29 protein-coding genes and 2 pseudogenes are annotated in these 23115 nt (G+C 69.5%); 9 read left to right on the forward strand and 22 right to left on the reverse strand.

The window, feature by feature from the left end; genetic code table 11:
- The first annotated feature begins 47 nt into the window (after positions 1-47).
- The gene (locus FHR38_RS08565; RefSeq protein WP_312881974.1) at positions 48-701 is read left to right on the forward strand and encodes a pyridoxine/pyridoxamine 5'-phosphate oxidase; all 654 of its coding nucleotides are present in this window, start codon (positions 48-50) and stop codon (positions 699-701) included.
- A gap of 38 nt (positions 702-739) precedes the next feature.
- On the opposite strand, the pseudogene FHR38_RS33535 reads toward FHR38_RS08565, so the two are convergent.
- From FHR38_RS33535 to mca, 5 genes and pseudogenes are all read right to left on the reverse strand, one after another.
- Positions 740-1456 (reverse strand): annotated as a pseudogene (locus tag FHR38_RS33535) (hypothetical protein); the annotation flags it as partial.
- Positions 1457-1530: 74 nt separating this feature from the next.
- Positions 1531-2779: pseudogene (locus tag FHR38_RS33540) on the reverse strand (thioredoxin domain-containing protein); the annotation flags it as partial.
- A 76-nt stretch (positions 2780-2855) separates the two neighbouring features.
- Positions 2856-5321 (reverse strand): putative bifunctional diguanylate cyclase/phosphodiesterase, encoded by a 2466-nt coding sequence (locus FHR38_RS08575; RefSeq protein ID WP_246447038.1) that lies wholly within the window; start codon positions 5319-5321, stop codon positions 2856-2858.
- Positions 5322-5653: 332 nt separating this feature from the next.
- A complete protein-coding gene (locus tag FHR38_RS08580; RefSeq protein WP_184534174.1) occupies positions 5654-5959 on the reverse strand; it encodes a hypothetical protein in 306 nt (101 codons plus the stop codon).
- A 51-nt stretch (positions 5960-6010) separates the two neighbouring features.
- Positions 6011-6907: a mycothiol conjugate amidase Mca gene (mca, locus tag FHR38_RS08585; RefSeq protein WP_184539410.1), complete on the reverse strand. Its 897-nt coding sequence runs from the start codon at positions 6905-6907 to the stop codon at positions 6011-6013.
- Between the two features lie 163 nt (positions 6908-7070).
- Between mca and FHR38_RS08590 the strand changes: the two genes are divergently transcribed.
- Together FHR38_RS08590 and greA are read left to right on the forward strand one after the other, a co-directional pair.
- The gene (locus FHR38_RS08590; protein ID WP_184534175.1) at positions 7071-7496 is read left to right on the forward strand and encodes a DUF4307 domain-containing protein; all 426 of its coding nucleotides are present in this window, start codon (positions 7071-7073) and stop codon (positions 7494-7496) included.
- A 289-nt stretch (positions 7497-7785) separates the two neighbouring features.
- On the forward strand, positions 7786-8280 hold the full coding sequence (greA, locus tag FHR38_RS08595) for a transcription elongation factor GreA (protein ID WP_184534176.1): 495 nt from the start codon (positions 7786-7788) through the stop codon (positions 8278-8280).
- A 47-nt stretch (positions 8281-8327) separates the two neighbouring features.
- Here the strand turns inward: greA and ilvA are convergent, their stop codons facing one another.
- The 4 genes from ilvA to FHR38_RS08615 form a co-directional block, all read right to left on the reverse strand.
- Complete coding sequence (gene ilvA / locus FHR38_RS08600) at positions 8328-9539, reverse strand: threonine ammonia-lyase (protein WP_184534177.1); 1212 nt, start codon at positions 9537-9539, stop codon at positions 8328-8330.
- Entirely contained in the window at positions 9536-10372 is an 837-nt protein-coding gene (locus FHR38_RS08605; RefSeq protein ID WP_184534178.1) for a DUF4328 domain-containing protein, read from the reverse strand. Before FHR38_RS08605 ends, ilvA begins: the two co-directional genes overlap by 4 nt.
- Before the next feature lie 124 nt (positions 10373-10496).
- On the reverse strand, positions 10497-11897 hold the full coding sequence (locus tag FHR38_RS08610; RefSeq protein WP_184534179.1) for an amidase: 1401 nt from the start codon (positions 11895-11897) through the stop codon (positions 10497-10499).
- A 14-nt stretch (positions 11898-11911) separates the two neighbouring features.
- Positions 11912-13054: a cystathionine gamma-synthase gene (locus FHR38_RS08615; protein ID WP_184534180.1), complete on the reverse strand. Its 1143-nt coding sequence runs from the start codon at positions 13052-13054 to the stop codon at positions 11912-11914.
- A gap of 23 nt (positions 13055-13077) precedes the next feature.
- Between FHR38_RS08615 and FHR38_RS08620 the strand changes: the two genes are divergently transcribed.
- Positions 13078-13497, forward strand: coding sequence for an HIT family protein (locus FHR38_RS08620; RefSeq protein ID WP_184534181.1), 420 nt, complete (start codon positions 13078-13080; stop codon positions 13495-13497).
- 58 nt (positions 13498-13555) lie between these two features.
- Here the strand turns inward: FHR38_RS08620 and FHR38_RS08625 are convergent, their stop codons facing one another.
- Positions 13556-14002 (reverse strand): VOC family protein, encoded by a 447-nt coding sequence (locus tag FHR38_RS08625; RefSeq protein WP_184534182.1) that lies wholly within the window; start codon positions 14000-14002, stop codon positions 13556-13558.
- 175 nt (positions 14003-14177) lie between these two features.
- Between FHR38_RS08625 and msrA the strand changes: the two genes are divergently transcribed.
- Positions 14178-14840 carry a peptide-methionine (S)-S-oxide reductase MsrA gene (msrA, locus tag FHR38_RS08630; RefSeq protein WP_184534183.1) on the forward strand — a complete coding sequence of 221 codons (663 nt, stop codon included), beginning with the start codon at positions 14178-14180 and terminating at the stop codon, positions 14838-14840.
- A gap of 51 nt (positions 14841-14891) precedes the next feature.
- Here the strand turns inward: msrA and FHR38_RS33180 are convergent, their stop codons facing one another.
- Entirely contained in the window at positions 14892-15107 is a 216-nt protein-coding gene (locus FHR38_RS33180; protein ID WP_184534184.1) for a winged helix-turn-helix domain-containing protein, read from the reverse strand.
- A 203-nt stretch (positions 15108-15310) separates the two neighbouring features.
- Here FHR38_RS33180 and FHR38_RS08640 point away from each other — a divergent pair, with 203 nt between their 5' ends.
- From FHR38_RS08640 to FHR38_RS08655, 4 genes are all read left to right on the forward strand, one after another.
- Positions 15311-15493: a hypothetical protein gene (locus FHR38_RS08640; protein ID WP_184534185.1), complete on the forward strand. Its 183-nt coding sequence runs from the start codon at positions 15311-15313 to the stop codon at positions 15491-15493.
- Positions 15494-15882: 389 nt separating this feature from the next.
- Positions 15883-16785, forward strand: coding sequence for an IS982 family transposase (locus FHR38_RS08645; RefSeq protein WP_184534186.1), 903 nt, complete (start codon positions 15883-15885; stop codon positions 16783-16785).
- 193 nt (positions 16786-16978) lie between these two features.
- A complete protein-coding gene (locus FHR38_RS08650) occupies positions 16979-17494 on the forward strand; it encodes an NUDIX domain-containing protein (RefSeq protein WP_184534187.1) in 516 nt (171 codons plus the stop codon).
- Positions 17495-17532: 38 nt separating this feature from the next.
- Complete coding sequence (locus FHR38_RS08655; protein ID WP_184534188.1) at positions 17533-18045, forward strand: hypothetical protein; 513 nt, start codon at positions 17533-17535, stop codon at positions 18043-18045.
- 152 nt (positions 18046-18197) lie between these two features.
- Here the strand turns inward: FHR38_RS08655 and FHR38_RS08660 are convergent, their stop codons facing one another.
- The 11 genes from FHR38_RS08660 to FHR38_RS32815 form a co-directional block, all read right to left on the reverse strand.
- Entirely contained in the window at positions 18198-18890 is a 693-nt protein-coding gene (locus FHR38_RS08660) for a hypothetical protein (RefSeq protein ID WP_184534189.1), read from the reverse strand.
- 309 nt (positions 18891-19199) lie between these two features.
- Complete coding sequence (locus FHR38_RS08665; protein ID WP_184534190.1) at positions 19200-19373, reverse strand: hypothetical protein; 174 nt, start codon at positions 19371-19373, stop codon at positions 19200-19202.
- The gene (locus FHR38_RS08670) at positions 19370-19843 is read right to left on the reverse strand and encodes a hypothetical protein (protein WP_184534191.1); all 474 of its coding nucleotides are present in this window, start codon (positions 19841-19843) and stop codon (positions 19370-19372) included. The genes FHR38_RS08665 and FHR38_RS08670 overlap by 4 nt, the downstream gene beginning before the upstream one ends.
- A gap of 362 nt (positions 19844-20205) precedes the next feature.
- A complete protein-coding gene (locus FHR38_RS08675; RefSeq protein ID WP_184534192.1) occupies positions 20206-20409 on the reverse strand; it encodes a hypothetical protein in 204 nt (67 codons plus the stop codon).
- A 36-nt stretch (positions 20410-20445) separates the two neighbouring features.
- Complete coding sequence (locus FHR38_RS08680; protein WP_184534193.1) at positions 20446-20868, reverse strand: hypothetical protein; 423 nt, start codon at positions 20866-20868, stop codon at positions 20446-20448.
- A complete protein-coding gene (locus FHR38_RS08685) occupies positions 20868-21080 on the reverse strand; it encodes a hypothetical protein (RefSeq protein WP_184534194.1) in 213 nt (70 codons plus the stop codon). Before FHR38_RS08685 ends, FHR38_RS08680 begins: the two co-directional genes overlap by 1 nt.
- Positions 21080-21655, reverse strand: coding sequence for a hypothetical protein (locus FHR38_RS08690; protein ID WP_184534195.1), 576 nt, complete (start codon positions 21653-21655; stop codon positions 21080-21082). The genes FHR38_RS08685 and FHR38_RS08690 overlap by 1 nt, the downstream gene beginning before the upstream one ends.
- 79 nt (positions 21656-21734) lie before the next feature.
- Positions 21735-21944 carry a hypothetical protein gene (locus tag FHR38_RS08695; RefSeq protein ID WP_067307613.1) on the reverse strand — a complete coding sequence of 70 codons (210 nt, stop codon included), beginning with the start codon at positions 21942-21944 and terminating at the stop codon, positions 21735-21737.
- A complete protein-coding gene (locus FHR38_RS08700) occupies positions 21941-22138 on the reverse strand; it encodes a hypothetical protein (RefSeq protein WP_184534196.1) in 198 nt (65 codons plus the stop codon). Before FHR38_RS08700 ends, FHR38_RS08695 begins: the two co-directional genes overlap by 4 nt.
- A 132-nt stretch (positions 22139-22270) precedes the next feature.
- A complete protein-coding gene (locus tag FHR38_RS08705) occupies positions 22271-22753 on the reverse strand; it encodes a hypothetical protein (protein ID WP_184534197.1) in 483 nt (160 codons plus the stop codon).
- Between the two features lie 146 nt (positions 22754-22899).
- Positions 22900-23031, reverse strand: a complete 132-nt coding sequence (locus FHR38_RS32815; protein ID WP_281384838.1) for a hypothetical protein — start codon at positions 23029-23031, stop codon at positions 22900-22902.
- Positions 23032-23115 lie beyond the last annotated feature (84 nt).

The following is a 23115-nucleotide window of genomic DNA, read 5'->3' on the forward strand; positions in this document are numbered from 1 at the left end:
GACCGGGCAACCGCCCCCAATCGCTGGCCCAGAAAGTGAGCATCCCCGTGCGCGACCTTCTCCGTGGTCTGCCCGTACTGGCCCATCCGATGCCAGAGTTCGACGTCGAGGGTGCCCCGCCGGAGCCGACGGAGCTCTTCGTCGGCTGGTTGACCGAGGCCGTCGCCGCCGGGGTGACCGAGCCGCACGCCATGACCCTCTCGACCGTGGACGCCGACGGGCAGCCCGACGCGCGGGTGCTGATCCTCAAGGACCTGGACGCCGAGGGCAACTTCGCCTACGCGACCACCTCGACCAGCGTCAAGGGCCGGCACGTCGCCGCGAATCCCCGGGTGGCGCTCAGCTTCCACTGGCGGGAGCAGGGCCGGCAGATCCGGGTACGCGGCATCGCCCGGCCCGCCGACCCCACCGTCTCCCGGCAGGACTTCCTGGCCCGGCCGGAGGGCTCCCGGATCGCGAGCCTGGTCGGCCGGCAGAGCGAGGTGCTGACCGATCGGACAGAGCTGACCGAGGCGCTGGCAGCGGCCCGGGCCAGGATCGCCGCCGACCCGACCGTGGCCCCCGACACCCACGTGGTGTACGTCGTACGCCCCGACTCCGTCGAGTTCTGGCAGGCCGATCGGCAGCGCGAGCACATTCGGTTGCGCTACCGGCGGGCCGGCGACACCGGCGACTGGGTCCGGGAACTGCTCTGGCCCTAACATCCGACTAGCACGCGGCCGCCCGGCACTAGCCGGCACTAGCCGAGCTGCGCGATCAACTCCTCCACCGAGGTGACCGGTCGGTCGCAGACGAACCCCCGGCAGACGTACGCGGTCGGGGCCCCGTCGAGGGTCGTCCGGTCCCGCAGCAGCGGCACGCCGGCCTGGTCGGCGGTGCCCGCCACGATCACCGCTCCGGGCGGGGCGTGCCGGTGAGCGGTCCGCAGCAGCGGCTCCTCGGCCCGATCGGTGGTGACGATCGCAATCTCGTACGGGCCGGAGAGCAGCGCCTCCCCCACGGCCGCCGCGTAGCCGGTGAACCGGGCGTGCTGCCCGACGATCGGCGCGACCGTGCCGAGCGCCAGTTCGGCGGCCTCCCGATAGCTGGGCTCCCCGGTCAACGCCGAGTACGTCACCAGCGCGGCGACCAACGACGACAGCCCCGACGGGGTGGCGTTGTCGGTCGGGTCGGCCGGTCGGGTGACCAGTTGTTCGGCGTCGTCGGCGGTGTCGTAGAACCCGTCGTTGCCGGTGGCGAACCGGGCTAGCGCCGTGTCGAGCAGCCCGCCGGCCAACTCCAACCAGCGGCCCTCGCCGGTGATCTGGTGCATGGCGCAGAACGCCTCGGCCACGCAGCCGTAGTCGTCCAGTACCCCGGCCGGCTCGCCGACCACACCATCCCGGGACACCCGGCGCAGCCGCCCGTCGACGATGTGCACGTTTGCCAACTCCTCGGCAGCCTCCCGCATCGCCCCCCAGGCCGCGTCGGCGACGCTCTCCATCGTCTGGGACGAATCATCCTCGCCGGCCGGGCCGAAGGTGTCGGCGTACTGGCTAAACTCGGCGATGGCGGTGATCGCCAGCCCGTTCCAGGCGGCGACCACCTTGTCGTCCCGCATCGGCTGCGGGCGGTTGAGCCGAGCCGCCAGCAGCCGGTGGGTGACGTTCCACCAACGCTGCTGCACCGCCGGGTCGGCGTCGTCGATGTCCCGGGCCAGCCGCAGCACGCTGGTGCCGTGTTCAAAGGTGCCAGCGGAGGTCACCCCGAACAGGTCGGCGGCCCAGGCCCCGTCCTCCTGGCCGAGTACCTCGACTAGTTGGGCCGGGGTCCAGGCGTAGGTCAGGCCTTCGACGCCGTCGGCGTCGGCGTCCAGCGCCGACGCGAACCCGCCCCCCGACCGGTGGAGATCGTTGGCGAGGAACCAGGCGGTGTCCTGGGCGACCCGGCGGGCCAGCGGGTCACCGGTCAGCCGCCACAGCTGGGTGTAGACCCGCAGCAGCAGCGCGTTGTCGTAGAGCATCTTCTCGAAGTGCGGCACGGTCCAGTGCCCGTCCACCGAATAGCGGGCGAAGCCGCCGGCGAGCTGGTCGTAGAGGCCACCTCGGGCCATCGCCTCGCAGGTGTGCCGGACGATCTCCAGCGCCTCAGCGGAGCCGGTGCGCTGGTAGTACCGCAGCAGGAAGAGCAGGTTCATGTGCGGCGGGAACTTGGGTGCCCCGCCAAAGCCGCCATTCGTCGAGTCGTACTCCTTGGCGAGCTGCTCGGCGGCGGCGTCCAGCAACTCGGCGGTGAGCGGCGCGGTGGGTCCCCCGACGGCCTGCGCGCCGCCGATCGCCTCGACCACGGCCGCCCCCTGCCGCAACACCTCTTCGCGCTGGTCACGCCACGCCGTGGTCACCGATTCCAGCAACCGTACGAAGTTGGCGCGGGGAAAGTAGGTGCCGCAGAAGAACGGGGTGCCGTCCGGGGTGGCGAAGACGGTCATCGGCCAGCCACCCTGCCCGCTCATCGCCTGGGTGGCGGTCATGTAGACGGCGTCGACGTCCGGGCGTTCCTCCCGGTCCACTTTGATCGACACGAAGTTCTCGTTCAACAGCCGGCCGACGGCCTCGTCCTCGAACGACTCGTGCGCCATGACGTGGCACCAATGACATGCTGAGTAACCAACAGAGATCAGCACCGGTACGTCCCGTCGCCGGGCCTCGGCGAACGCCTCGTCGCACCACGGCCACCAGTCGACCGGGTTGTCGGCGTGCTGCTGTAGGTACGGGCTGGTCGCGCTGGCCAGTCGATTCACCTGACGACCATATCCAGCCCGGGGGCCGCCCCGCGCGGGGTCCGCCCCGGCCGATGCGATCGCGCTGCCCGGAGGGCTACGAAGCCCCGTCGGCGCGGAGCGGGAAGATCCGGGCCGACGGGGCGTCCAGCAGCGAGCGCAGCACGATCACGATCTTGTCGGAGGGCATCGGCTTGAAGAAGTGGTAGCCCTGGGCGGCGGTGCAGCCCAGCTCGGCCAGGACCGCCCGCTGGTCGGCGGTCTCCACGCCTTCGGCGACCACCCGTAGTCCCAGCTCCCGGCCCAGCTCCACGGTGGTCCGGACGATCGCGGCGGCCTCCGGCGACTCGGCCATCCGCATCACGAACGACCGGTCCACCTTCAACTCGTCCACGGTGATGCGGGTCAGGAAGGTCAACGACGAGAATCCGGTACCGAAGTCGTCCACGGCGAGCTGCACGCCCATCGCCCGGAGGGCGGCGAGCACGTCGTCGATGACCTCCAGCTCGCTCATCATCACCGTCTCGGTGATCTCCAGGACGACCCGGTGCGGCGGCACCTGGTGACGACGCAGCGTGTCGGCCACCTCGGCGGGCAGCCGGGGATCGAGCAGGCTGCGGGCCGACAAGTTGATCGAGATCGGTACGTCGAGGCCGTGCCGAGCCCACTCGGCGGCCACCGCGAGTGCCTTGTCGATGACATAGCGGGTGAACGCCCCGAGCAGTTCGCTGCCTTCGACCGGCCGAACGAAGTCGGCCGGGTTGAGCCAGCCCCGGCGAGGATGCTGCCAACGGATCAGCGCCTCCACCCCGGTCGGTGCCCCGGTCGTCAGGTCGACCGCCGGTTGCAGGGCCAGGACGAGCTGGTCGTCGCTCTCCAGCGCCTCCCGGAGTTCGGCCAGCAACGCGAGCTGATCGGTGCTGGCCGCGTCCCGACTGCTGTCGTACGCGGCGACGCTGCTGCCGCCCTCCTTCGCCTGGTACATGGCGATGTCGGCCCGGCGCAGCAGCTCGGTCATGTCGGCGGTGCCCGCACCGGCCACCACCACGCCCACCGAGACCTCCACCGACATCCGTACGCCGGCCACCTCGGACGGATCGGCGAGCCGGTCCACGATCTCCCGGGCCCGACGCAACGCGGGCAGCGTCGGCGGGAGCCGATCGGCCCCGGAGGTGGGCTCGCCGAGCACCGGCAGGCCGGTAATCAACAAGGCGAACTCGTCCCCACCGAGGCGTCCGAGCAACTCACCTGGTCGGGCCAGCGTCGCCAGCCGGGCACCGGCCACCTGGAGCAGCTCGTCACCGGCCGCGTGTCCCAGCGTGTCGTTGACCTCTTTGAAGTCGTTGATGTCCAACAGCAGCAGGGCCACCGGATGGTCGTGACCGAGTTGATGCAGGGCCAGGTCACCCTTGCTGAGCATCGCCGCTCGGTTGACCAGGCTGGTGAGCGGGTCGTGCAGCGCCTCATAGGAGGAGCGGGCCGTCACGATGCGCAGTTCGCAGTGGGTGGCGGCGTCGTGCAGGGCCGCACCGAGGGCATCGCCGTACGCTGACAGGGCGTCCTGCTCGCGCTCGTCCGGTCGGACCGAGCGGGGGAACCGGACCCGCAGCTCTCCGACGTGCACGGCACCCACCATCAGGGACCGGGTCAGTCCGTGATCGCTCCCCTCCGGACGCGGTGGCAACGTCAACTCCCGGTCCACCACTCGACCACTCGCGTCGCCCCGGTAGCGCCACCACCGTCCGTCCCGGCGGAGTACGTCGACGTCGACCAGTTCCGCACCGAACAGGACCAGCGCGCCGCCGATACCGGCGGTGGCGACGTCGCGTTCGTCGAGTTGGTTGAGCGCCCTGGTGGCCTCGGCAAAGGCTCGCCAGGTCCGGCGTTCGTCATCGGCCCGTAGCTGGTGGTGGTAGGTCTGGTGAAGCAGCCACAGCGCGGGGGGCAGGAGCATCAGCCAGCGGGGGTCGAGATCGACCAGGGTGACCACAGCGAGGCCGAACAGCACGTTGCCGACGAACATCAGCAACTTTCCCCGCAGCACCCGCAGCAGCAGCGGCCCGAGGGGCAACCGGTGGCGTAGTGACATCGTGATCCCGGCCACCCCCACCGCGACCAGCAGATAGGTGATCGCACCGAGGGCCAGTCCGACGGCGAGGCTGGGCGTCAGTCCGGTCCCGAGCGGGGTGCCGAAGATGGCGGTGACGCCGGCGGCGAGCGCCACGGCGATGGTCAGTGCCGCGGCGTTGTGCACGACCTTGACGGCTGGCCCCCGGTCCGTGAAGATCGCTGACAGGGTCCAGGCAAGTCCGGTGCCGAGCAGGGTGGCGGCGGGCAGCCAGCCGGGTGGCGCGAGATAGCAGGCGACGACGAAGGCCGCTTCGCCCCACGCGACGCCGACCTCGCCGGTCGCGATCCGGAACCGTAACCGGGCGAGGTGTGCACACATGGTCACCCCGACGACGAGGCCGAACCGGACCGGGGCCGGTAGCGCTTCGTCGGATGGCGGATCCGCCGGCAGGGCGAGACCCGCCCCGGCCACGACGAGCGCGGTGACGAGCAGGGTGCCGGTGACGGCCTGGAGGCGTGGCGGAAGCTCCGTAGAGCCGCTGTGGGCGACGAGCCGCCGGATCCGCTCGCCGGTCGTCACGGATCTCCCCCGGCCGGACGCCCTGTTGCGCTGGGCATCCGACGGCCTGGGCATCGGGCCTCGGGCCTCGACCGGGTACGCGCCGACGTGACCCGTTGTGCGTGGGGGAAATGCGGGGCGACGAATCGTCCCACCGACATCGGTGCCCCCTTCCGCGCATGCTGCGGGGACTTTTGGTCCCCGGCGGGAAGGCTAAGCCAAACCGGTGGCGTGCAACAGGGGTCGGAGGGCCCGGTTGGCCGGCATCATGCCCCCGAGTGTGGGTCCCGCCCCTGGTGAGCGGCTTTGGCGGACTTTCCGTCGGGTTCCTGGGCCACCTGGCCAGCTGTCGGATCAAGGACTGTGGCTGCCGATCGGTCGACGGAACCGTCAGCCGGCTGGTCCGGGAACCGCTCAGGCAGACGGCGCAGCCGACCGTTCATGTTGCGGATCAACAGCACCGTGGCGATCGCCAGCAGCACGATGAGGAACAGGCCCATCGGGCCGGCCAGCCCGCCGGTCCGGGTGTCCCCGAAGTTGTTCTCCGCGAGCACCTGTGCGGCGGTCAACATGACTGGACTCCTTCGCAGTGCGCAACTGGGTCCACGTTACGCCCCCACCCGTCAGCGTGGATCGGTGGTGTCCACGGCCCCAACGGCCCGCACCCCGGCGAACAGGTCGGACTCCGGCAGCGGGCTCTCCACCAGGGATCGAGCAAGCTCGAAATCTTCGGTCGGCCACGCCTGCCGCTGGATCTCCATCGGCACGTGGAACCAGAAGCCGTCCGGGTCGACCTGGGTGGCATGGGCCCGCAGCGCGTCGTCCCGGACCGGGAAGTACTGTCCGCATTCGACCTGGGTGGTGATCCGCGCCCCCTTGTCCGGGCCGTCACCCCACCGCTGGAGCCACTCGACGTACGGCGACTCGTGCCCGGCAGCCAGCATGGCCTCGTGCAACGCCATGATCTTGGCCTTGGAGAAGCCGATGTCGTAGTAGAGCTTCAGCGGCTGCCACGGCTCGCCCAGTTCCGGGTAGCGGGTCGGGTCGCCGGCCGCCTCGAACGCCGCCATGCTGATCTTGTGACACATGATGTGGTCCGGGTGCGGGTAACCGCCGTTCTCGTCGTAGGTGGTCACCACGTGCGGGCGGAACTCCCGCATCAGGCGCACCAGCGGACCGGCGGCAACCTCGACGTCCTGGAGCGCGAAACACCCCTCGGGCAGCGGCGGTAGCGGGTCGCCCTCGGGTAGCCCCGAGTCAACGAAGCCCAGCCAGGCCTGCTCGACGCCGAGGATGGCGCGGGCGGCATCCATCTCGGCACGCCGGATATCGGCGATGTTGCTCCAGACGTCGGGACGGTCCAGCTTCGGGTTGAGGACGCTGCCCCGCTCACCCCCGGTGCACGTCACCACCAGGACCTGGGCTCCCTCGGCGAGGTACCTGGCCATGGTCGCGGCACCCTTGCTCGACTCGTCGTCCGGGTGGGCGTGGACGGCCATGAGGCGTAGCTGCTCTGCCAACTCGGGCACTCCCTCGTCTGTTCCCCGTTACCGACCCGGGCCGGATAGTCTGACCTGCGCCTGGTCGGGCCACCTGCCGGCGCCGGCCGACCAGCCGACTGACAAGATGGACCCTGTCATTCTGGCCGATATAACCGACAACAAGCGTAGGAGATTTCCTCCGGTGTCCGAGACGCACGCCACATCCGTACCGACCTTCCCGCCCGGGCGGTACGGCCGGCGTCGTGCCACCCGGCGTGGCCGGCCATGGCTCGTGGGCCTGTTGGCGGTCGGGCTGTTGGCGGCCATGGCACTGATGTCGGTACGGCTCTACCAGCAGTACGGGGATCCGGCCTACGACGCCGAAGTGATCACCTACACCGACGTCACCGACACGCAGATTCTGGTGAAGTTCCAGGTCACGGTGCCGGCTGACAGCTCGGCTGTCTGTGTGCTGCGGGCCCGCTCCCGGGATGGTGCGGAAGTGGCCCGGGAAGAGGTCCGGGTCACCGCCACGGCCGGCGAGGAGCACCTGGTCGTGCAGCACCGGCTGGTCACCACCGGCCGGGCCTTCCTCGGTGAGGTGCTGCGCTGCCGGGCCGCCGACTGACCCTGGTCGCCACCCGACCTCGGCCACTGTCGCCACCCGACCTCTCGGCACTGTCGCCACCCCACCTCAGCCGCTTCAGGCCGCTGACAGGGCCGGCCAGGGACGGCTCAGACCGTTGACGGCCCGGACCACCGACGGGTTCCGCCGGCTGGCAGGCTGACCCGCCGACCCGGGCGGGTGATGAGGCGAGCGAAGATCATCGGACGTCGTTGCGGCGTCCCACTGGTAACTTGGTAGTTCTTGTCAGTAACGGTAGGCCCGTCCCGCCGTCCATCCAAGGAGATCGTCTGTGACCGACCGCGAGGCGCCCGCCACCTGGTTGTCCCAGGACGCGTACGACCGACTTCAGGCCGAACTCGACGAGTTGATCGCAGGTCGGCCGGCCATCGCCGCCGAGATCAACGCCCGGCGTGAGGAGGGCGATCTGCGGGAGAACGGCGGCTACCATGCCGCCCGTGAAGAGCAGGGCAAGCAGGAGGCACGCATCCGCTACCTCCAGGAACTGCTGCGTACCGCGCAGGTCGGCGAGGCACCGAGCGCCGACGCGGTCGCCCCCGGCACCGTGGTCACGATCCACTTCGACGACGACGAGTCGGACACCGAGACCTTCCTGCTCGGCTCGCGGGAGATCTCCTCGACGACGGACCTGACCGTCTACAGCCCGGAGTCGGCGCTCGGCAAGGCGATCCTTGGCGCCCGGTCCGGGCAAACCGTTACCTACACCGCGCCGAGCGGTGCCGACATCAAGGTCACCGTGGACCGATTCGAGCCCTTCGGCGGCTGAGTTCGACCACTCGCCGGTCGGGCTGGGAGACGACTCTCCCAGCCCGATCAGGCGAAGACCACCTGGTAGCCGCTGCCCCGCAGCGCGCTGATCAACTTCTCGGAGTGTTCCGCCCCCCGGGTCTCGACCGAGAGCGCCACCTCGACCTCACCGAGCCGCAGATGCGGATTCTGCCGCTGGTGCTCCACGTCCACCACGTTGCCCCGGTGCTCGGCGATCTGGTGCAGCAGTAACGCCAACTGCCCTGGCCGGTCCGTACACCGCACCGTGAACCGCAGGTAGCGACCGGCCGCCGCCAGCCCGTGCTCGATCACCCGGAGCAACAGCAGCGGGTCGATGTTGCCGCCGGATAGCACCGCCACCACCGGCGTCTCGACCTGGACCGCACCGGCCAGCAGGGCGGCCACGCCGACCGCCCCCGCCGGTTCCACCACCTGCTTGCTCCGCTCCAACAGCATCAGCAGAGCCCGCGAGATGTCCTCCTCCGAGACCGTGACCACCTCGTCGACCAGTTCGCGTACGTGCGCGAAGGTGACGTCACCGGGACGTCCGACGGCGATGCCGTCGGCGATGGTGGCGTGCTCCGGCAGCCGTACCGGTGCGCCGGCCACCAGCGAGGGCGGAAAGGCTGCCGCGCCGGCCGCCTGCACCCCGATCACCCGTACGTCCGGCCGCAGCGCCTTGGCCGCGACCGCGATGCCCGAGATCAGGCCACCGCCGCCGATGCCGGCGACGATCGTCCGCACCTCGGGGCACTGCTCCAGGATCTCCAGCGCGACCGTGCCCTGACCGGCGATCACGTCGTGATGGTCGAACGGGTGGATGAAGACCGCCCCGGTCCGGTCGGCGAACTCCTTCGCGGCGACCAGTGACTCGTCGACGCTGCTGCCGACCAGTTCGATCCGGGCGCCGTACCCCTTGGTGGCCGCCACCTTCGGCAGCGGAGCGCCCACCGGCATGAAGACCGTGGCCGTGGTGCCGAGCAGGCCGGCGGCGAGCGCCACCCCCTGAGCGTGGTTGCCGGCACTGGCCGCCACCACTCCGCCGGCCCGCTCGGCCGGGGAGAGTCGGGCGATCCGCACGTACGCCCCCCGCACCTTGTACGCCCCGGCGCGCTGTAGATGCTCGCACTTGAGCCAGGCGGTGCCGCCGAGGGCGGCGCTGAGTGGCCGGGACGGCTCCAACGGGGTGGTACGGGTGATGCCGGCGAGCAGTTCCCGCGCGGCCTGTACGTCGGCCAGGCCGACCAGCTGCGTCATGCCTTGATGGTGTCACCCGCCTCCGGCGGCACCGGCAGGTAGGGGACGATCATGGCCGGCAGCACCGGAGCCGACGGCTGGCCCCGCGCGATCCGGCGGTCCTGTGCCGTGGAGATCTTTCTGATCAGCACGATGAGTAGCACCCCGGCCACGATGCTCGCGATCATCGGCAGCAGGTTGCGGGGCAGCGCTGCGGCGTAGTAGTCGGCGTACAACCCGGCGTGGTAACGGCCCTCAGGGAAGGGCAGTTCGTCTGCCTTGCCGCGATCAACCACGTCGACGTACCAGTCGGAGATCACGTATACCAGCCAGGCGGCCCACCAGACGCCGACCAGGACCGGGGTGCGCGCCCGCCACAGGCTGTCCCGGGCGATGTTCGCCATCACCCGGCAGGGTACGACGAAATTGGCGAACGGCACGAGCCAGCCGGCGATGGCCCAGCCGCTGGAGAGGGTCTGTCCGGCATCCGGAAAGGCTTCGAGGTTCTTGTACGCCCGGTAGCACCAGATGATGACCAGTACGGCGGCGGCCACGATGGCCACGCCACTCGCGATGGCCAGCAGCGCCTCGGCGAGGATGGCGAGCACCAACGGATCGGCGTCGCCGTCCCGGGTTGTCTGCTCGGCCACGACCCGACCGAGGCCCGGCACCAGCGCCAGCGCCACGTTGGTGAGCACCGTCACGCCGACCAGGATCATGGCCGCGAGGCCGACTCCGCCCAGCCGATAGGTGGTGGCGGTCGGCCACAGGATCGGTGCGTCCGCCGGGGTCCGGCAGGTGGAGCACTCGGAGAAGTGCGGGGAGATTTCGCCCCCGCAGGTGCCGCACGACATGACGAGCCATCCTCGCGTGTTAATAGGTGCACACACGCTAAAGGATCATGATGTTGACCGTCGATCCGTCGATCGGCTCGCCCGACCCGGCTCAACCGGCGGCGGCCCGCTCGCCCGACCCGGCTCAACCCGCGACGGTCGGTACGCGCGGCCAGTTCGGCGCGTGCCGGGGCCACGGGGCGGCCAACTCGAACTGACCGGCCACGGCGAGCAGCAACAGCTCCGAGCCCGGCGGCCCGACCAGTTGCGCTGCGACCGGCAACCCGTCCGGTCGCAGCCCGACCGGCACCACCAGCGCCGGCAGGCCGGCGATGTTCCACGGTGCCGCGTACGGGGCGTACCGGATGCTGGTCAGCAGGTTGGCCCGCCAGGACCCACCGGCCCAACCGGTGGCCGACGGAGGCGTGGCGGCCAGCGCCGGGGTGAGCAGCAGGTCCACCGAGTTGTCGGCGAAGAACCGGATCGAGCGTTCCCGCCACTGCGCCCGGTCAGCCTCCCGGACCAGACCCCGCCGGTCGACCCAGTCGCCCACGGCCGCATGCCGCCGGCTACGTCGTTGCAGGCTACGCCGGTCCAGGCCGCTCGCCCGAATCTCCTGGGCCGCTGCGGCGAACCAGGTGGCGGTGCCGCGCAGACTGAGCGCGGTGGGATAGACCGGGTCGATGGCGATCGTGTCGTGACCGGCCGCCGCCAGCAACCGGGAAGCGGTGGCGACCGCGTCCCGGTTGGGCTCGTCGGCGCGTACACCCCGCACGGGCGAGCGCAGCGAGGTCGCCACCCGCAGCCGCTGCGGGGGCACCAGCTTGTCCGGCCGGCGGCCGGCGAGTACGGAGAACCCCACCGCCGCGTCGGCGACGGTGGTGGCCAGGATGCCGTGTTCGGCCAGCCCGAACCAGTCGTTGGCACCGAGCTGACAGGGCACCACGCCACGCCCCGGCTTGAGCCCGACGAGCCCGCAACAGGCGGCCGGGATCCGGATCGAACCCAGCCCGTCGTTGCCGTGCGCGATGGGCACCAGCCCGGCCGCCACCGCTGCGGCGGACCCACCCGACGAGCCGCCCGGGGTCCGGTCGGCCCGCCACGGGTTCCGGGTCACCGAGGTCTCGTCGTCGGTGAGCGCCCAGAGGCCCAACTCCGGCATCCGGGTCACGCCCAGGATGACCGCGCCCGCCCCACGTAGCCGACGGACCACCTCGTGGTCGTCCTCGGCGATCGGGCTACGGGCGGCAGCGGAGCCGTTCCAGGTGGGCAGGCCGGCCACGGCGGTGTTCTCCTTGACCGCGACCGGCACCCCGGCCAGCGGCAGATCGGCCAACTCCTCCTGCTCGTCGACCTTCTCCGCCTCGACGATCGCCTCACCGGCCCGGACCACCCGGAACGCGGACAACTCGCGATCCGCAGTGGCGATGTGGTCCAGGTGGTCAGCAACGACCTGGGTCGCCGACGCGTCACCGCGTCGGACCGCCCGGGCGATCTGCTTCGCGGTCGCGCCCACCCAGGTCTGCGTGATCTCCTGCACGGCCACCCCTCCCCAGCGCCTCAGCCGAGAGCCTGCTCCAGGTCGGCGAGCAGATCATCGGCCGTCTCGATGCCGACAGACAGTCGCACGAGATCGGCGGGAACTTCAAGCGGCGAGCCGGCAGCACTGGCGTGCGTCATCCGGCCGGGGTGCTCGATCAGGGACTCGACCCCACCGAGCGACTCGGCGAGGACGAACAGCTTGGCCTGGTTGCAGACCCGTACCGCCTGCTCCTCGCCACCGGTGACCCGGAAGGAGATCATGCCGCCGAAGCGCCGCATCTGCTTGGCCGCCGTCTCGTGCCCCGGGTGGTCCGGCAGCCCCGGGTAGAGCACCTGGCTGACCGCCGGGTGGCCGTCCAGGTAGGCGGCGATCCGCTCGGCGTTGTCGCAGTGCCGGTCCATCCGTACGCCGAGGGTCTTCACGCCGCGCAGGGTCAGCCACGAGTCGAACGGCCCGCTGACCGCGCCCATCGCGTTCTGGTGGAAGGCCAACTCCTCACCGAGGTTGGTGCTGGCGGCGATCAGCGCCCCACCGACCACATCCGAGTGGCCACCGACGTACTTGGTGGTGGAGTGCATCACGACGTCGGCACCGTGCGCGATGGGCTGTTGGAGGTAGGGCGAGGCGAAGGTGTTGTCCACCGCCAGCAGGGCACCCGCCTCGTGGGCGATCTCGGCCAGGGCGGCGATGTCGGCGATGCCGAGCAGCGGGTTGGTCGGTGTCTCCACCCAGACGAGCTTCGTCTTGCCGGGTTGGATGGCGGCCCGGACCGCGTCCGGGTCGGAGACCTTCGCCGCCGTCCAGCCCAGCCCCCAGCGCTGCGCCACCCGGGCGACCAGCCGGAACGTGCCACCGTACGCGTCGTCCGGGATCACGACGTGGTCCCCTGGCCGGCAGACGGTACGCAGCAGGGTGTCCTCGGCGGCCAGACCGCTGGCGAAGGCCAGGCCGATCGGCCCCCGCTCCAGCGTCGCCAGGCAGGCCTGTAGGGCATCCCGGGTCGGGTTGGCCGACCGGCTGTACTCGTAGCCCAACCGGGGTTCGCCGACGGCGTCCTGCGCGAAGGTGCTGGTCTGGTAGATCGGCGGGATCACCGCCCCGGTGTGCGGGTCCGGCTCCTGGCCGGCATGGATGGCGAGCGTCTCAAAGCCGTGACTCATCTGAGTGAGGTTAGTCTGCCCGGATGGCCGACTGTGTCTTCTGTGCCATCGTCGCGGGTTCGGCGTCGGCCTTCCGGGTCGCCGACGAGCCGACCGGGGTGGCGTTCCTCGATACCCGGCCGGTGTTCCGGGGACATGTACTGGTGGTGCCCCGGGAGCACGTCGAGACGCTGGGCGACCTGCCCGCCCCGGAGTTGCCGGGCTACTTCGGCCTGGTCCGGCGGGTCACGCTCGCCGTCGAGGCCGGGCTCGGCGCGGGCGGCACCTTCGTGGCGATCAACAACCGGGTGTCCCAGTCCGTACCGCACCTGCACACCCACGTCGTGCCACGAACCAAGGGCGACGGCCTGCGCGGGTTCTTCTGGCCACGGCACCGGTACGCTGACGACACCGAGGCCGCCGACCACGCCGAACGGATCGCCGCCGCCCTGGCAGCCGCGTAGGTCAGGCAGCCGCATAGGTCAGGCAGCCGCATAGGTCAGGCAGCCGCATAGGTCGGGCTCAGGCCGGGACCCGACCCATCTCGGCCAGGATCCCGGTGCCCTGGCCTACCTCGATCAGGTAACCATCCGGATCTCGCAGGTAGCAGCGGATCTCCACACCGTGGTCCTTCGGCTCGGTGAGGAACTCCCCGCCCCGGGACCGCCACTCGTCGTACACCGCGTGGACGTCGCGTACCCGGATGTTCATGGCGGAGCCGAGCATGCCCGGTTCCGGTGCCGCCCGAGCCTGGATCTCCGGTTTGTCATCGGTCGGACCGCCCTCGGTGTTGAGCACGATGTAACTGTTGTGGAACCGCAGGACGCAGGGCTGCCGTTCCCGGACCGGTTCCGCCCCGAGCACCCGCTGGTAGAACTCCCGCGACCGGTCGACGTCGCGCACGATCAGCAGGTGGGTGAGGACGGCCCCCTCCTCGGGCACGAAGTAGTCGGGTGCCACGCTGCGCATCGTCTCGTTCCTCCCGGTCGGCTACCGACTTCCTCCCGGTCGGCTACCGCCGACTACCCGGCTGACGGACGGCAAACACACCCGAGGCCCTCAGGCGTGCGCCGGCCGGACCCGGGTAAGGATGCGGGGGCCACGGACGTTGTACACGCTGGACAGGTACGAGAGGAGTCCCATCGTGTTCCTTCGTCGCATGAAGGCTGAACTGCCCGCCCCGGACCAGGCGCTGCCCGGCCGGAACACCCCGGTCCGGTCGACCGATCGGCACGCGGTGCTCGACAGCAACCTGCGTGGTCCGTGGCCAGCCGGGGCCCAGGTCGCCGTCTTCGGGATGGGCTGTTTCTGGGGTGCCGAACGGCTGTTCTGGGGCCTGCCCGGGGTGATATCCACCTCGGCCGGCTATGCCGGCGGGTTCACCCCCAACCCCTCGTACGAGGAGGTCTGCTCCGGCCACACCGGGCACGCCGAGGTAATCCAGGTGGTGTACGACCCGGCGAAGATCAGCTACGAGGATCTGCTGAAGGTCTTCTGGGAGAACCACGACCCGACCCAGGGCATGCGCCAGGGCAACGACGTGGGCACCCAGTACCGGTCTGCGATCTACACCACATCGCCGGAGCAACAGCGGATCGCCGAGGCGTCCCGGGACGCGTTCGCCCCGGTGGTCGCCCGTACCGGCCGTGGGGAGATCACCACCGAGATCCGTGAGCTGGGCGACTACTACTTCGCCGAGGACTACCACCAGCAGTACCTCGCCCCGTCGAAGAACCCTGACGGATGGTGTGGTATTGGCCCGAACGGCATGACGTGCCCCGTGGGGGTCGCCCGGATGGGCGGCTGAGCAGCGAAAACACACCCCCGGTCGCCGCTGCGGGGAGCGGGCGGCCGGGGGCTACTCGGCCACGTAGGTGCCGCTGCCGGGCACCCCGACGACCAAGCCGCGAGCCTTGAGCGCGTCCACGGCGCGGGCGACGGTCCGGCGGGCGCTGCCGTACTCCTCGGCCAAGGCGTCATACGTGGGCAGCCGCGCGCCCGGCCGGAACTCCCCCGCAGCGATGCGGCGGGTTAGGTCGGCCTCGATCTCTCGGGCGGTGTGCGGGATGGGCACGCGCACAGGGTCGCGCGTTCCCCTGCATGCCCTACTTACACCCCTGGCACTGCTTGCCCTGATCGCATTGCTGGCACTAGATTGCCAGGTGGAGGCGCGATCAGCGGTAGCCGTGACGGCGGCGCGGGTCGCTGCACGCACGAGGGGCGTCCCGTCGCCTGGCAAGCGGCGGGGCGTCCCGTTCCGTTTCTGGAGGGGTGCCGATGCTGTCCGAAGAGAAACCGCTACGAGTGCCGGTCGACATCAACGGGTGGCGGTGGCCGTTGTGGGTCGGGCGGGTGGAGTGCGGCGAGTGCGGCGAGGCGGTCGCGGCAGAGCGATGTACGGCGCTCTCCGAACTGGCCGAGGCGATCGAGCTGCACGCGTCGAGGTGCCAGCGGGCCTGAAACGACGAAACCCCCGGTACCCATGTAGGTGCCGGGGGTTTCGTGTGTCTGTGGTCAAGCGGGCAGGAGAAGGTACAGCGCGAGGGCGGCGGAGTCCTGTGTCGGCTCGGCAGTGTCGCGGCGGCCGGGCCTCGTGACGGCGGTGCTCATGATCTCGTTCTCTCCTGGTCCGCAGGTCATTGGAGCTGTTCGTGACCCCATGTGCGGAGGCGACGGGGGCTTCCTTAATACCCGCCAACTGCGCACATGGGTACGCCGGTCGCCTGCCGTGGTCTACGACCGTCACCCTCGCGTCTCGGCCGTGCCGGTCGCTAGATGATTGAGTCCTAAATCTTTGCTGGTGGGAGGTGCTGGCGTACTGAAATAGGGAAGGGTGTCGTTGTCTGCTCGTGACAGCTGACATCAACACCCTTCTGACCGCACTGTACGTGTTCGTAGACGATCACCTGGTACCGCGTCGCCGCCGTCCCGGCCGGCCCCAGCAGTTGTCCGACGCCGAACTGGTCTGCCTGATGATCACCCAGGTCCTGTTCGACTTCCCTCGTGAACGGCACTGGATCCGCTGGGCCGGCACCCACCTGCGCGACATGTTCCCGTACCTGCCGACCGCGTCCGGCTACGGCAAACGGGTCCGCGGCAGCGGTCAGCTCATCGCCACCGTGCTCCGGGCCCTGGCCCATGTCACCCCGACCAGTGCCCCGATCCTCAGGTTGATCGACTCCACCCCGGTACCGTGCGGCACCTCACGGGAGACCACGAAACGTTCGGACCTGGCCGGGCATGCCAGCTACGGCTACAGCGCCTCACACTCCCGCTACTTCTGGGGCATGCGCCTGTATCTACTGGCCACAGCCGAGGGCATGCCCGTGCTGTGGTGCCTGGCCAACCCGAAACTCGACGAACGGGAGGTGATGGCCGCCCTCATCGAGGCCGACCACCACCTAATCGCCGACGGGCAGGTCATCCTGGCCGACCGTGGCTTCGCCAGCCCGGAGTTCGACCAGTTCTGCGACCTGCGCAGCATCCACCTGGTCCGCCCGAAACGCGCCAACGCCACAGCCGACGCCCCACGCACCCCGGCCGAGAAAGCCCTGCTCCGCGCCCGCCAATGGATCGAGTCGATCTTCCAGAGCCTGAAAGGCCAACTCTCCCTGGAACGACACGGAGCCCGCCGACACGACGGCCTGTTCGCCCGCGTCGGTCAACGCCTACTCGCCCTGGCCGCCGTGATCTGGCACAACACCAACATCGGCGCACCCAACCCAAGATCACTCATCGCATACGACCATTGACCAGCAAGAATTTAGGACTCAATCATCTAGCGGGGGCCGAACGGGGCGAGCCATCACGACGAGCGAGGCGGCCAGGCCGACTGGGTAGCGCGCTCAACTCCGCCATGAGCGCGCATCGCGGCAGATCCGGACGTCTGGGTGTTCCCCCTTTGGCTGGAGCGAGCTTGTCCTATCCCTGTGCTCTAATCCCGTCATGCATGTCGTCGTCACAGGCGCACTCGTGGAAAACGGCGCGGTCCTGCTAGTACACCGCAGGCCGACCAAACGGGTATACCCAGATGTCTGGGATCTGCCCGGGGGGCAGGTCGAAGCGGGTGAGTCGGAACTACAAGCCCTCGCGCGTGAGATGCACGAGGAGCTCGGTGTTCACATTGTGGCGGAGTCCGCTTCACGGTTGGGCGTCATGCACGACGGCAGTGGTGAGGACGCCGTTCACGTGGGCGTCTGGGAAATTGGAGACTGGGTCGGCTCTCCGACCAACCGTGCACCTGACGAGCATGACGACATTGCATGGGTCGGGATCAGCGAGCTGGGCGGTCTTCCCCTCGTGCATGGCGTCTTGGCGGCATTGGTTCGTTCTCTGCCTGAGTTTGAGTGCGCCCGCAGGCACTCAGATGTCACCGACTGTAACCAGGACAACCGAGTAACCAAGGCCGACTGTCGTGCATGTGCTGGGACGGATTCGTCAAGCGCGCGGTCAGCGCCATGAGAGTGCGCTTCCTGGCGACCTGACGCGATAATCCATCAGTGAACTACGAAGACCGCACGGACTTGCTGCCGCCGGATGCTGTCCTGGGCCCCGATGTGCTCGAACGTCTTCGGTCTGACGATTCAGACCCGGTGGGTTGTCTCAACGAGGTTGGTGAACCGCAGGTCACCGAGGCGGTTCCCCGTGCGGCGATCGCCGCCTTCATCGCCTCGGAGGCTGCAGACGGGGCACCGGAGCCAGCCCTTCATGCCGAGCGAGATGCAGCGGAGTGTGGCTACGCGTTCGGCCAATTGCTCCTTGGTTCCTTCCCTAGCGATCGACTGACCAGCGACGGGGTCTTATCCGACCTCAACCGGATGTACCTGTTCGCCCTCGTTGATCTCGTCGACGAGGCCACACCCTCGTTCAGCACCCAACTGTCGGCCTACCTCGCCCAACGCGCCCGACGATTCCCCGAGGCCGAGGCCCTCGGAGGTGCGCTCGAGGAAGCGACGTCCTTGGCCTGGTGTATGGGATTCGGTACTGCGGTGGTCTTGGCCGACCGTCGGTAGGGATACCCTCTGCCGAAGCACTCACATCGGCAAGACCGAGCACCGTCTTGACCGACCGACTGTGACGCTGCGTGACACGCGGTCGGCGGCTATGAGCGGACGAGGTTGGCGGCAGTCCGCTGCCAAATCCACCGAGTGCTGTCGCCTGCTCATCAAATCTGGCCGTTCCGGCTCCAGATCATGACGCCGGTGGGGCGTGGTTGACTACCGGTCCATCCCTGGAACAGACGGATAGCGAGCTCGTCGGAGCGCCACCATCGATCACACGGCCCCGATGCCTCCGGGACGGGCGGCAGTGCGGCGAGGAGCTCGCCAAGGTGTGCATTGGTCATGTCGTTGGGGACCCACGCCTCCAGCGAGCTGGGCGGCACAGGCTCCCAGTCGTAAAGCTCGTCCATCAGCGCGTGTCCCTCAATCAGGTGATTGATCGAGGGACAGACCTCCAGGAAGGGACCGCCCGAGCTCACCCCGAATCGGCCGTCAGTGTGCGCGAGGTAGAACACGGGTGACGACACGCGCTCGCCGTACCACGCGAATGACCACCCCGTGCGCTCCGCCCGAACCATGTCGAGCAAGTCGAATTGCCAGCGGCGCAGGGTGTCGAGGCGCTCGTCGCCAATGCGGACGCTGCGGCGAACGTCGTAGCGCAAACCGCCGAAGCGGGCGGCGAAGTCTTCCCGCCTAACGGTCAACTCAAGAGGTGCCGCAATCAGCCGTCCCGACCGGTCTGGCACTTGCATAAAGTCGGTCAGCAGTCGAGGCTGCTCCGGCTGCCGGGTCCCGGCGCGGCACAGGAACACCTGAGCCCTCGTTGACAGACCGTCGGGGTTGTCGAGCACGTGCACATGAACTTCCCAGCTGACTGGTGCTCCGCTCCTGCGAGCCTATGACATGCGCGTCAATGACTGCCAGCGGACATCCGACGTACGCACATCGGCCAGATGAGTGCATGGTCCGCCGGACCTAGCAGACCGGCCGTGGTCCGGCCTCGGCACGCGGCAGAATGCATAGTGCCCGGCGTCGTCAGGGTCGACCGCGCCGCCCTCGCACGCGCATGCCAGCGGTGTAAGTCTCCGGGACCCAGGCCAGCCCGGCGGTCACTCGACCGGTCAATCGGGCTGGGCCGATCTCGTGGGCGGGATCGTCCGGGCGACTCATGCGGCGCGGTCCCGGCGGCTCATGGCCTTGCGTACGCGGGCGTGCAGCCGGCGGTTTTCGTTGCGGCACGGCCGGCACAGCCGGCGGAAGCCGTCGAGGGTGCGCCGGTCGCGGCCGAACGCCGACAGCGGGCGGTCGGTGCCGCACTGCGGACACTTCCTAGTGGTCACGTGAGGGCCTTCCGCCGGTTGGCGCGGTGGATCTCGACAGCGCGAGCCACAGAATCGGCGCTGTACGTAGCGTGCCAGGCGACCGAACGGACGGCCAATTCGTCGCGTAGTTCGCGCTCGGCAATGGCGGCCAACTTCTCCGGATCGTCGCCATAAATGGGAGGACGGCCCGGCATAATAAGGCGGTGCGGTCGAATTGCCATGTGGCCAATGTCTCTATGGCTACCAATCTCGGCACGTTCCATGCCCCATTCCATAGCGACCGCGGTGCTTGTTAGCACCTTCATGTCGAGGGTAAAAACGTGCGCAGTGTCGCTCGGCCACTGCCCAATTCGACGCCATTGTTGACCGGCACCGGTGATGTGGCGCATTGTCAACCGGGCGCGGCGGCCGGCGAGTTGGGCGAGTCGGGTAGCGGTCGCGGGGTCGATGTGGCCTGGTTTTGAGCCGCCACCGATATTCGCAATCATGCCATTTCCCTTCTATGGAATGGTTATTGGGTTTCTGGAAATGCCGAACGGATTCGGGCTCACAGTGACGAGCCATGCCTACCGGGAGGGCTTCGGTGGGGGCGGGGGGAAGGCGGCCCCCGCCCCTGCGCGACTGCTCGCGCAGCGCGGCGAACGCACACGCGCAATTCCATAAAGGAACGATGTGATGCGTTCGCTTGCACGTTTACTATTAGCTAATTAGCTCAACTACATTTCATGCCAGCAAGCAGCACACATTAACTCGCCTGCAAGAACGGTGCGGCGTCGACAGCGTGGGCAAAGGCGTATCGGCGTGTGTGCCTTGCTGGTAATCAACAAGGCACACACACCAACCACATTACTCACGCATTCTCGTCGCTACCCTGCTCAATCGGGGGCAGGCCGGCAAGTCGCCGGGCCAATTCCTCCGGCGTGCCTGCCGCTACTTCGGCACGGTAATACTCCTCGTCGGTCATGCCGGCCCGGCGGACGGTGCGGGACCGGCCGGACCTCTCCACGGCATAGAAGAAATTCGCCATGGCGTAATCCAGATTTATCGCGTTCACCTCCCCAGAGGGTCGGAATGGCGGGGGCCGGGTTGTTCACTTGCTGCCCAGCAGGGTCCGATGCGGGCGGTCACGCATCGACCCCTGCGCGGGCGGCGCACTCGGGCGGTCGGCGGCGCGGCAGGCGTTGGAGCAGTAGCGCCACCGGCCCTCCCCCTGCACCGGGAACGGCTCGCCGCAGTGGCGGCACGCCCGCGTGGGGGTTACCGACTGCGGCCCAGGCTCGGGGGCCGGCTGCGGCTCCTCGGCCACCAGGACGCCAGCGGCGCGGGCACGCTCGCGGACGTGGAACTCTTCGTCCCACTCGGCGGACAGCGTCGCTGTCTCCATCCGGGCCAGCAGGACAGCCGCACGAGCGGCCTTGGCTGCCTTGCGTCGCTCGGCGGCGGCGCGGCCTCGGGTCGGCGCACCCTCGCGGTTGGCCTTCTTCCAACCGATGTCGTGGCTTTGCTTGCTCATCAGAGCGGCCCCCGAATCTGCTTGACGATCTCTGCGATGTGGTCGGGCGTTCCGCTCTCATAGCCTCGGATCTGACGGGCCATCCGGCGGATGTCCTCGGCGGCCTCCTGCTCGGCCCGGATGGCGGCGGCGGTTGCGGCCACCTCGGCATCCCAGGCGGCGGCCTCAGCGTCGGTCATCGGGTGGCCGGCGGCGTCGTATCGCTGGTTCATCAGGAACCACTCGCAATCACGCGCAGCGCGCGCAGGAGGTCATCCACGCTGCCCAGACGCCGGAAGCCGTCAACGACGTTGGTGTGCGCGTTGTACTTGGTCGACCGGGGGATCAGCACGGCCAGCCGGTCTGCCATCTTGCGGATCTCGTCCCGGTCGCGCTCCTTGCGCTCCTCGACGTACGGCGTAACCACCTCGACCAGCGCAAACTGCGCGTTCACAGCCGGCGGCATCAGGGCGCGGTGCGCGGCGATGATCTCATCGCGGCGGGCCTCCCAGAACACATCCGGCTTGGGCTGCCTCACCTTGCCGGCCAGCGCGGCGGCCTTCACCTCGGCCTTGTCGTCGGCGTACTCGTCGGCCAGGTCGTCCATCTTGTCGGCGGACGCCTCCAGGGCCTCAACGGCGGCGGTCAGCTTGTCGAGCGCGGCGGCCACCTCGGGCACCTCGGCGGCGATCTCGTCAACGAACGGCGGCAGGTGCGGCGCGCGGCGGCCAGGCTTGGCGAGGTGCTCGGTGCCGTGGCTGGTCTGCGTGACGGCGGTGTCGAGGTTGGGGAACTGGACGCTAGACACGGGGGAACTCTTCCGTTGCTCGGGCGTCTCCGCGTTTCCGAGCGAGGGGTAGCCGGTGACCGACCGGCGGCGGGGTGGATCAGTTGGCGAACGGGTCGTGGTCGCGGGCGGCCTCTTCACAGACGAGGCAGCCGGGGACCGGCCACAGCGAGACGTGCGCGCGGTGGCGCTGCCACTCGTCGCGGTTGCGGGCGGCGTGGCGGACGTTGCGGGGGTGGGCGGCGCGGGCGTCGCGGGCGGCCATCAGGGCGGCGAACTCGGCGGCCCGGCGGCGGTCACGGTTGCTCATCCGGCCACCCCGAGCGGGGCACAGGGCGGGGTCGCGCAGACTCCGCACGCGGTGCCGATCTCACCGGTCGACAGGATCGCTACGTAGGCGGCCCGGTGGCCGCATCCGTTGGCCTCACAGCGGAAGTTGGACGCCATCAACAGCTCGTGCCGGCGCTCGGGCGAGACGTGAATGGCGGTCAGCGGGTTAGGCATCGGGGAGACTCCAAACGGGTGTAGAGCGGCGCTCACCGGGGGCCGTCCAGGTCTGCGGCGTCAGGCGGCCGAGCGGCGACGGTGCCAGGCACGCAGCGGCCAGGCGGGCGAGCGTGTGCATGAGCTGCCGCATCACAGCCGCTCCCACAGCGGACGATCGCCGGGCCGGGTGTACGTGCGGTGGCGCATGATCAGGCGCTCGCGGCGGGTGCGGTCGGTGTAGATCGGGGCACCCCGCCAGAGATGCACGCCCATCCATCCGCGCTTCCCGTGGACTACGGCGCTCATGAGGTATTCGCGGGCGGCGGCGGCGAACGTCTTGCGGCCGGCGGGCATGATCTCGCCAACGGCCGGGCCGCGCTTGACGGCCACGCGAGCGCCGATCATCTGCGTGTCGGCGAACATGCCACCGGGGGCACCGGTCATCAGCACCGGGTCAGCGTCGTAGTCGAGCGTTTCCAGGGTGGAGAGGTACGCCTCGAACAGCGCCGGGCCTTCCGTGAACCGGCCGATCAGCCAGCGGAACGTTTCCAGGTCGGTTAGCCAGGTCTCGATGGCCCAGGCTGCGGAGCGGGCGGCCGGCGTCATCTCGTCGCCGTATCGGTATGCGTCCACGGGGTCACCTCCAATCGGTTGCAGGGCAACGAAAAACGCCCCGGTCGTTGTGGGAGATGCGACCTCCCACAACGCCCGGGGCGTTGGCTTTTCGGTGTTGCTGGCCGCGCCGTGTGTGTCGCATACACGCGGTGCGGGGGGCTGCCCTATCGGGACAGGCGGGCGGCGCGGTGCGCCAGGTAGTCGGCCACGGTCGCGCGGAACGCGGTGGTGGCTTCGTCAGTCAGTGGCCGGGGCCGGGTCGCGGTGGTGCGGCGGGTGATCGTCGGGGCGGTCATAGTTCCTCCACTCTGGGCAGTGGTAGACGGCCAAGCCGCCCGGACATGGGTGGGCCGATCTCCTGGCGGCAACCAAGATCGGCT

This window comes from Micromonospora polyrhachis, from assembly GCF_014203835.1.
Taxonomy (GTDB): domain Bacteria; phylum Actinomycetota; class Actinomycetes; order Mycobacteriales; family Micromonosporaceae; genus Micromonospora_H; species Micromonospora_H polyrhachis.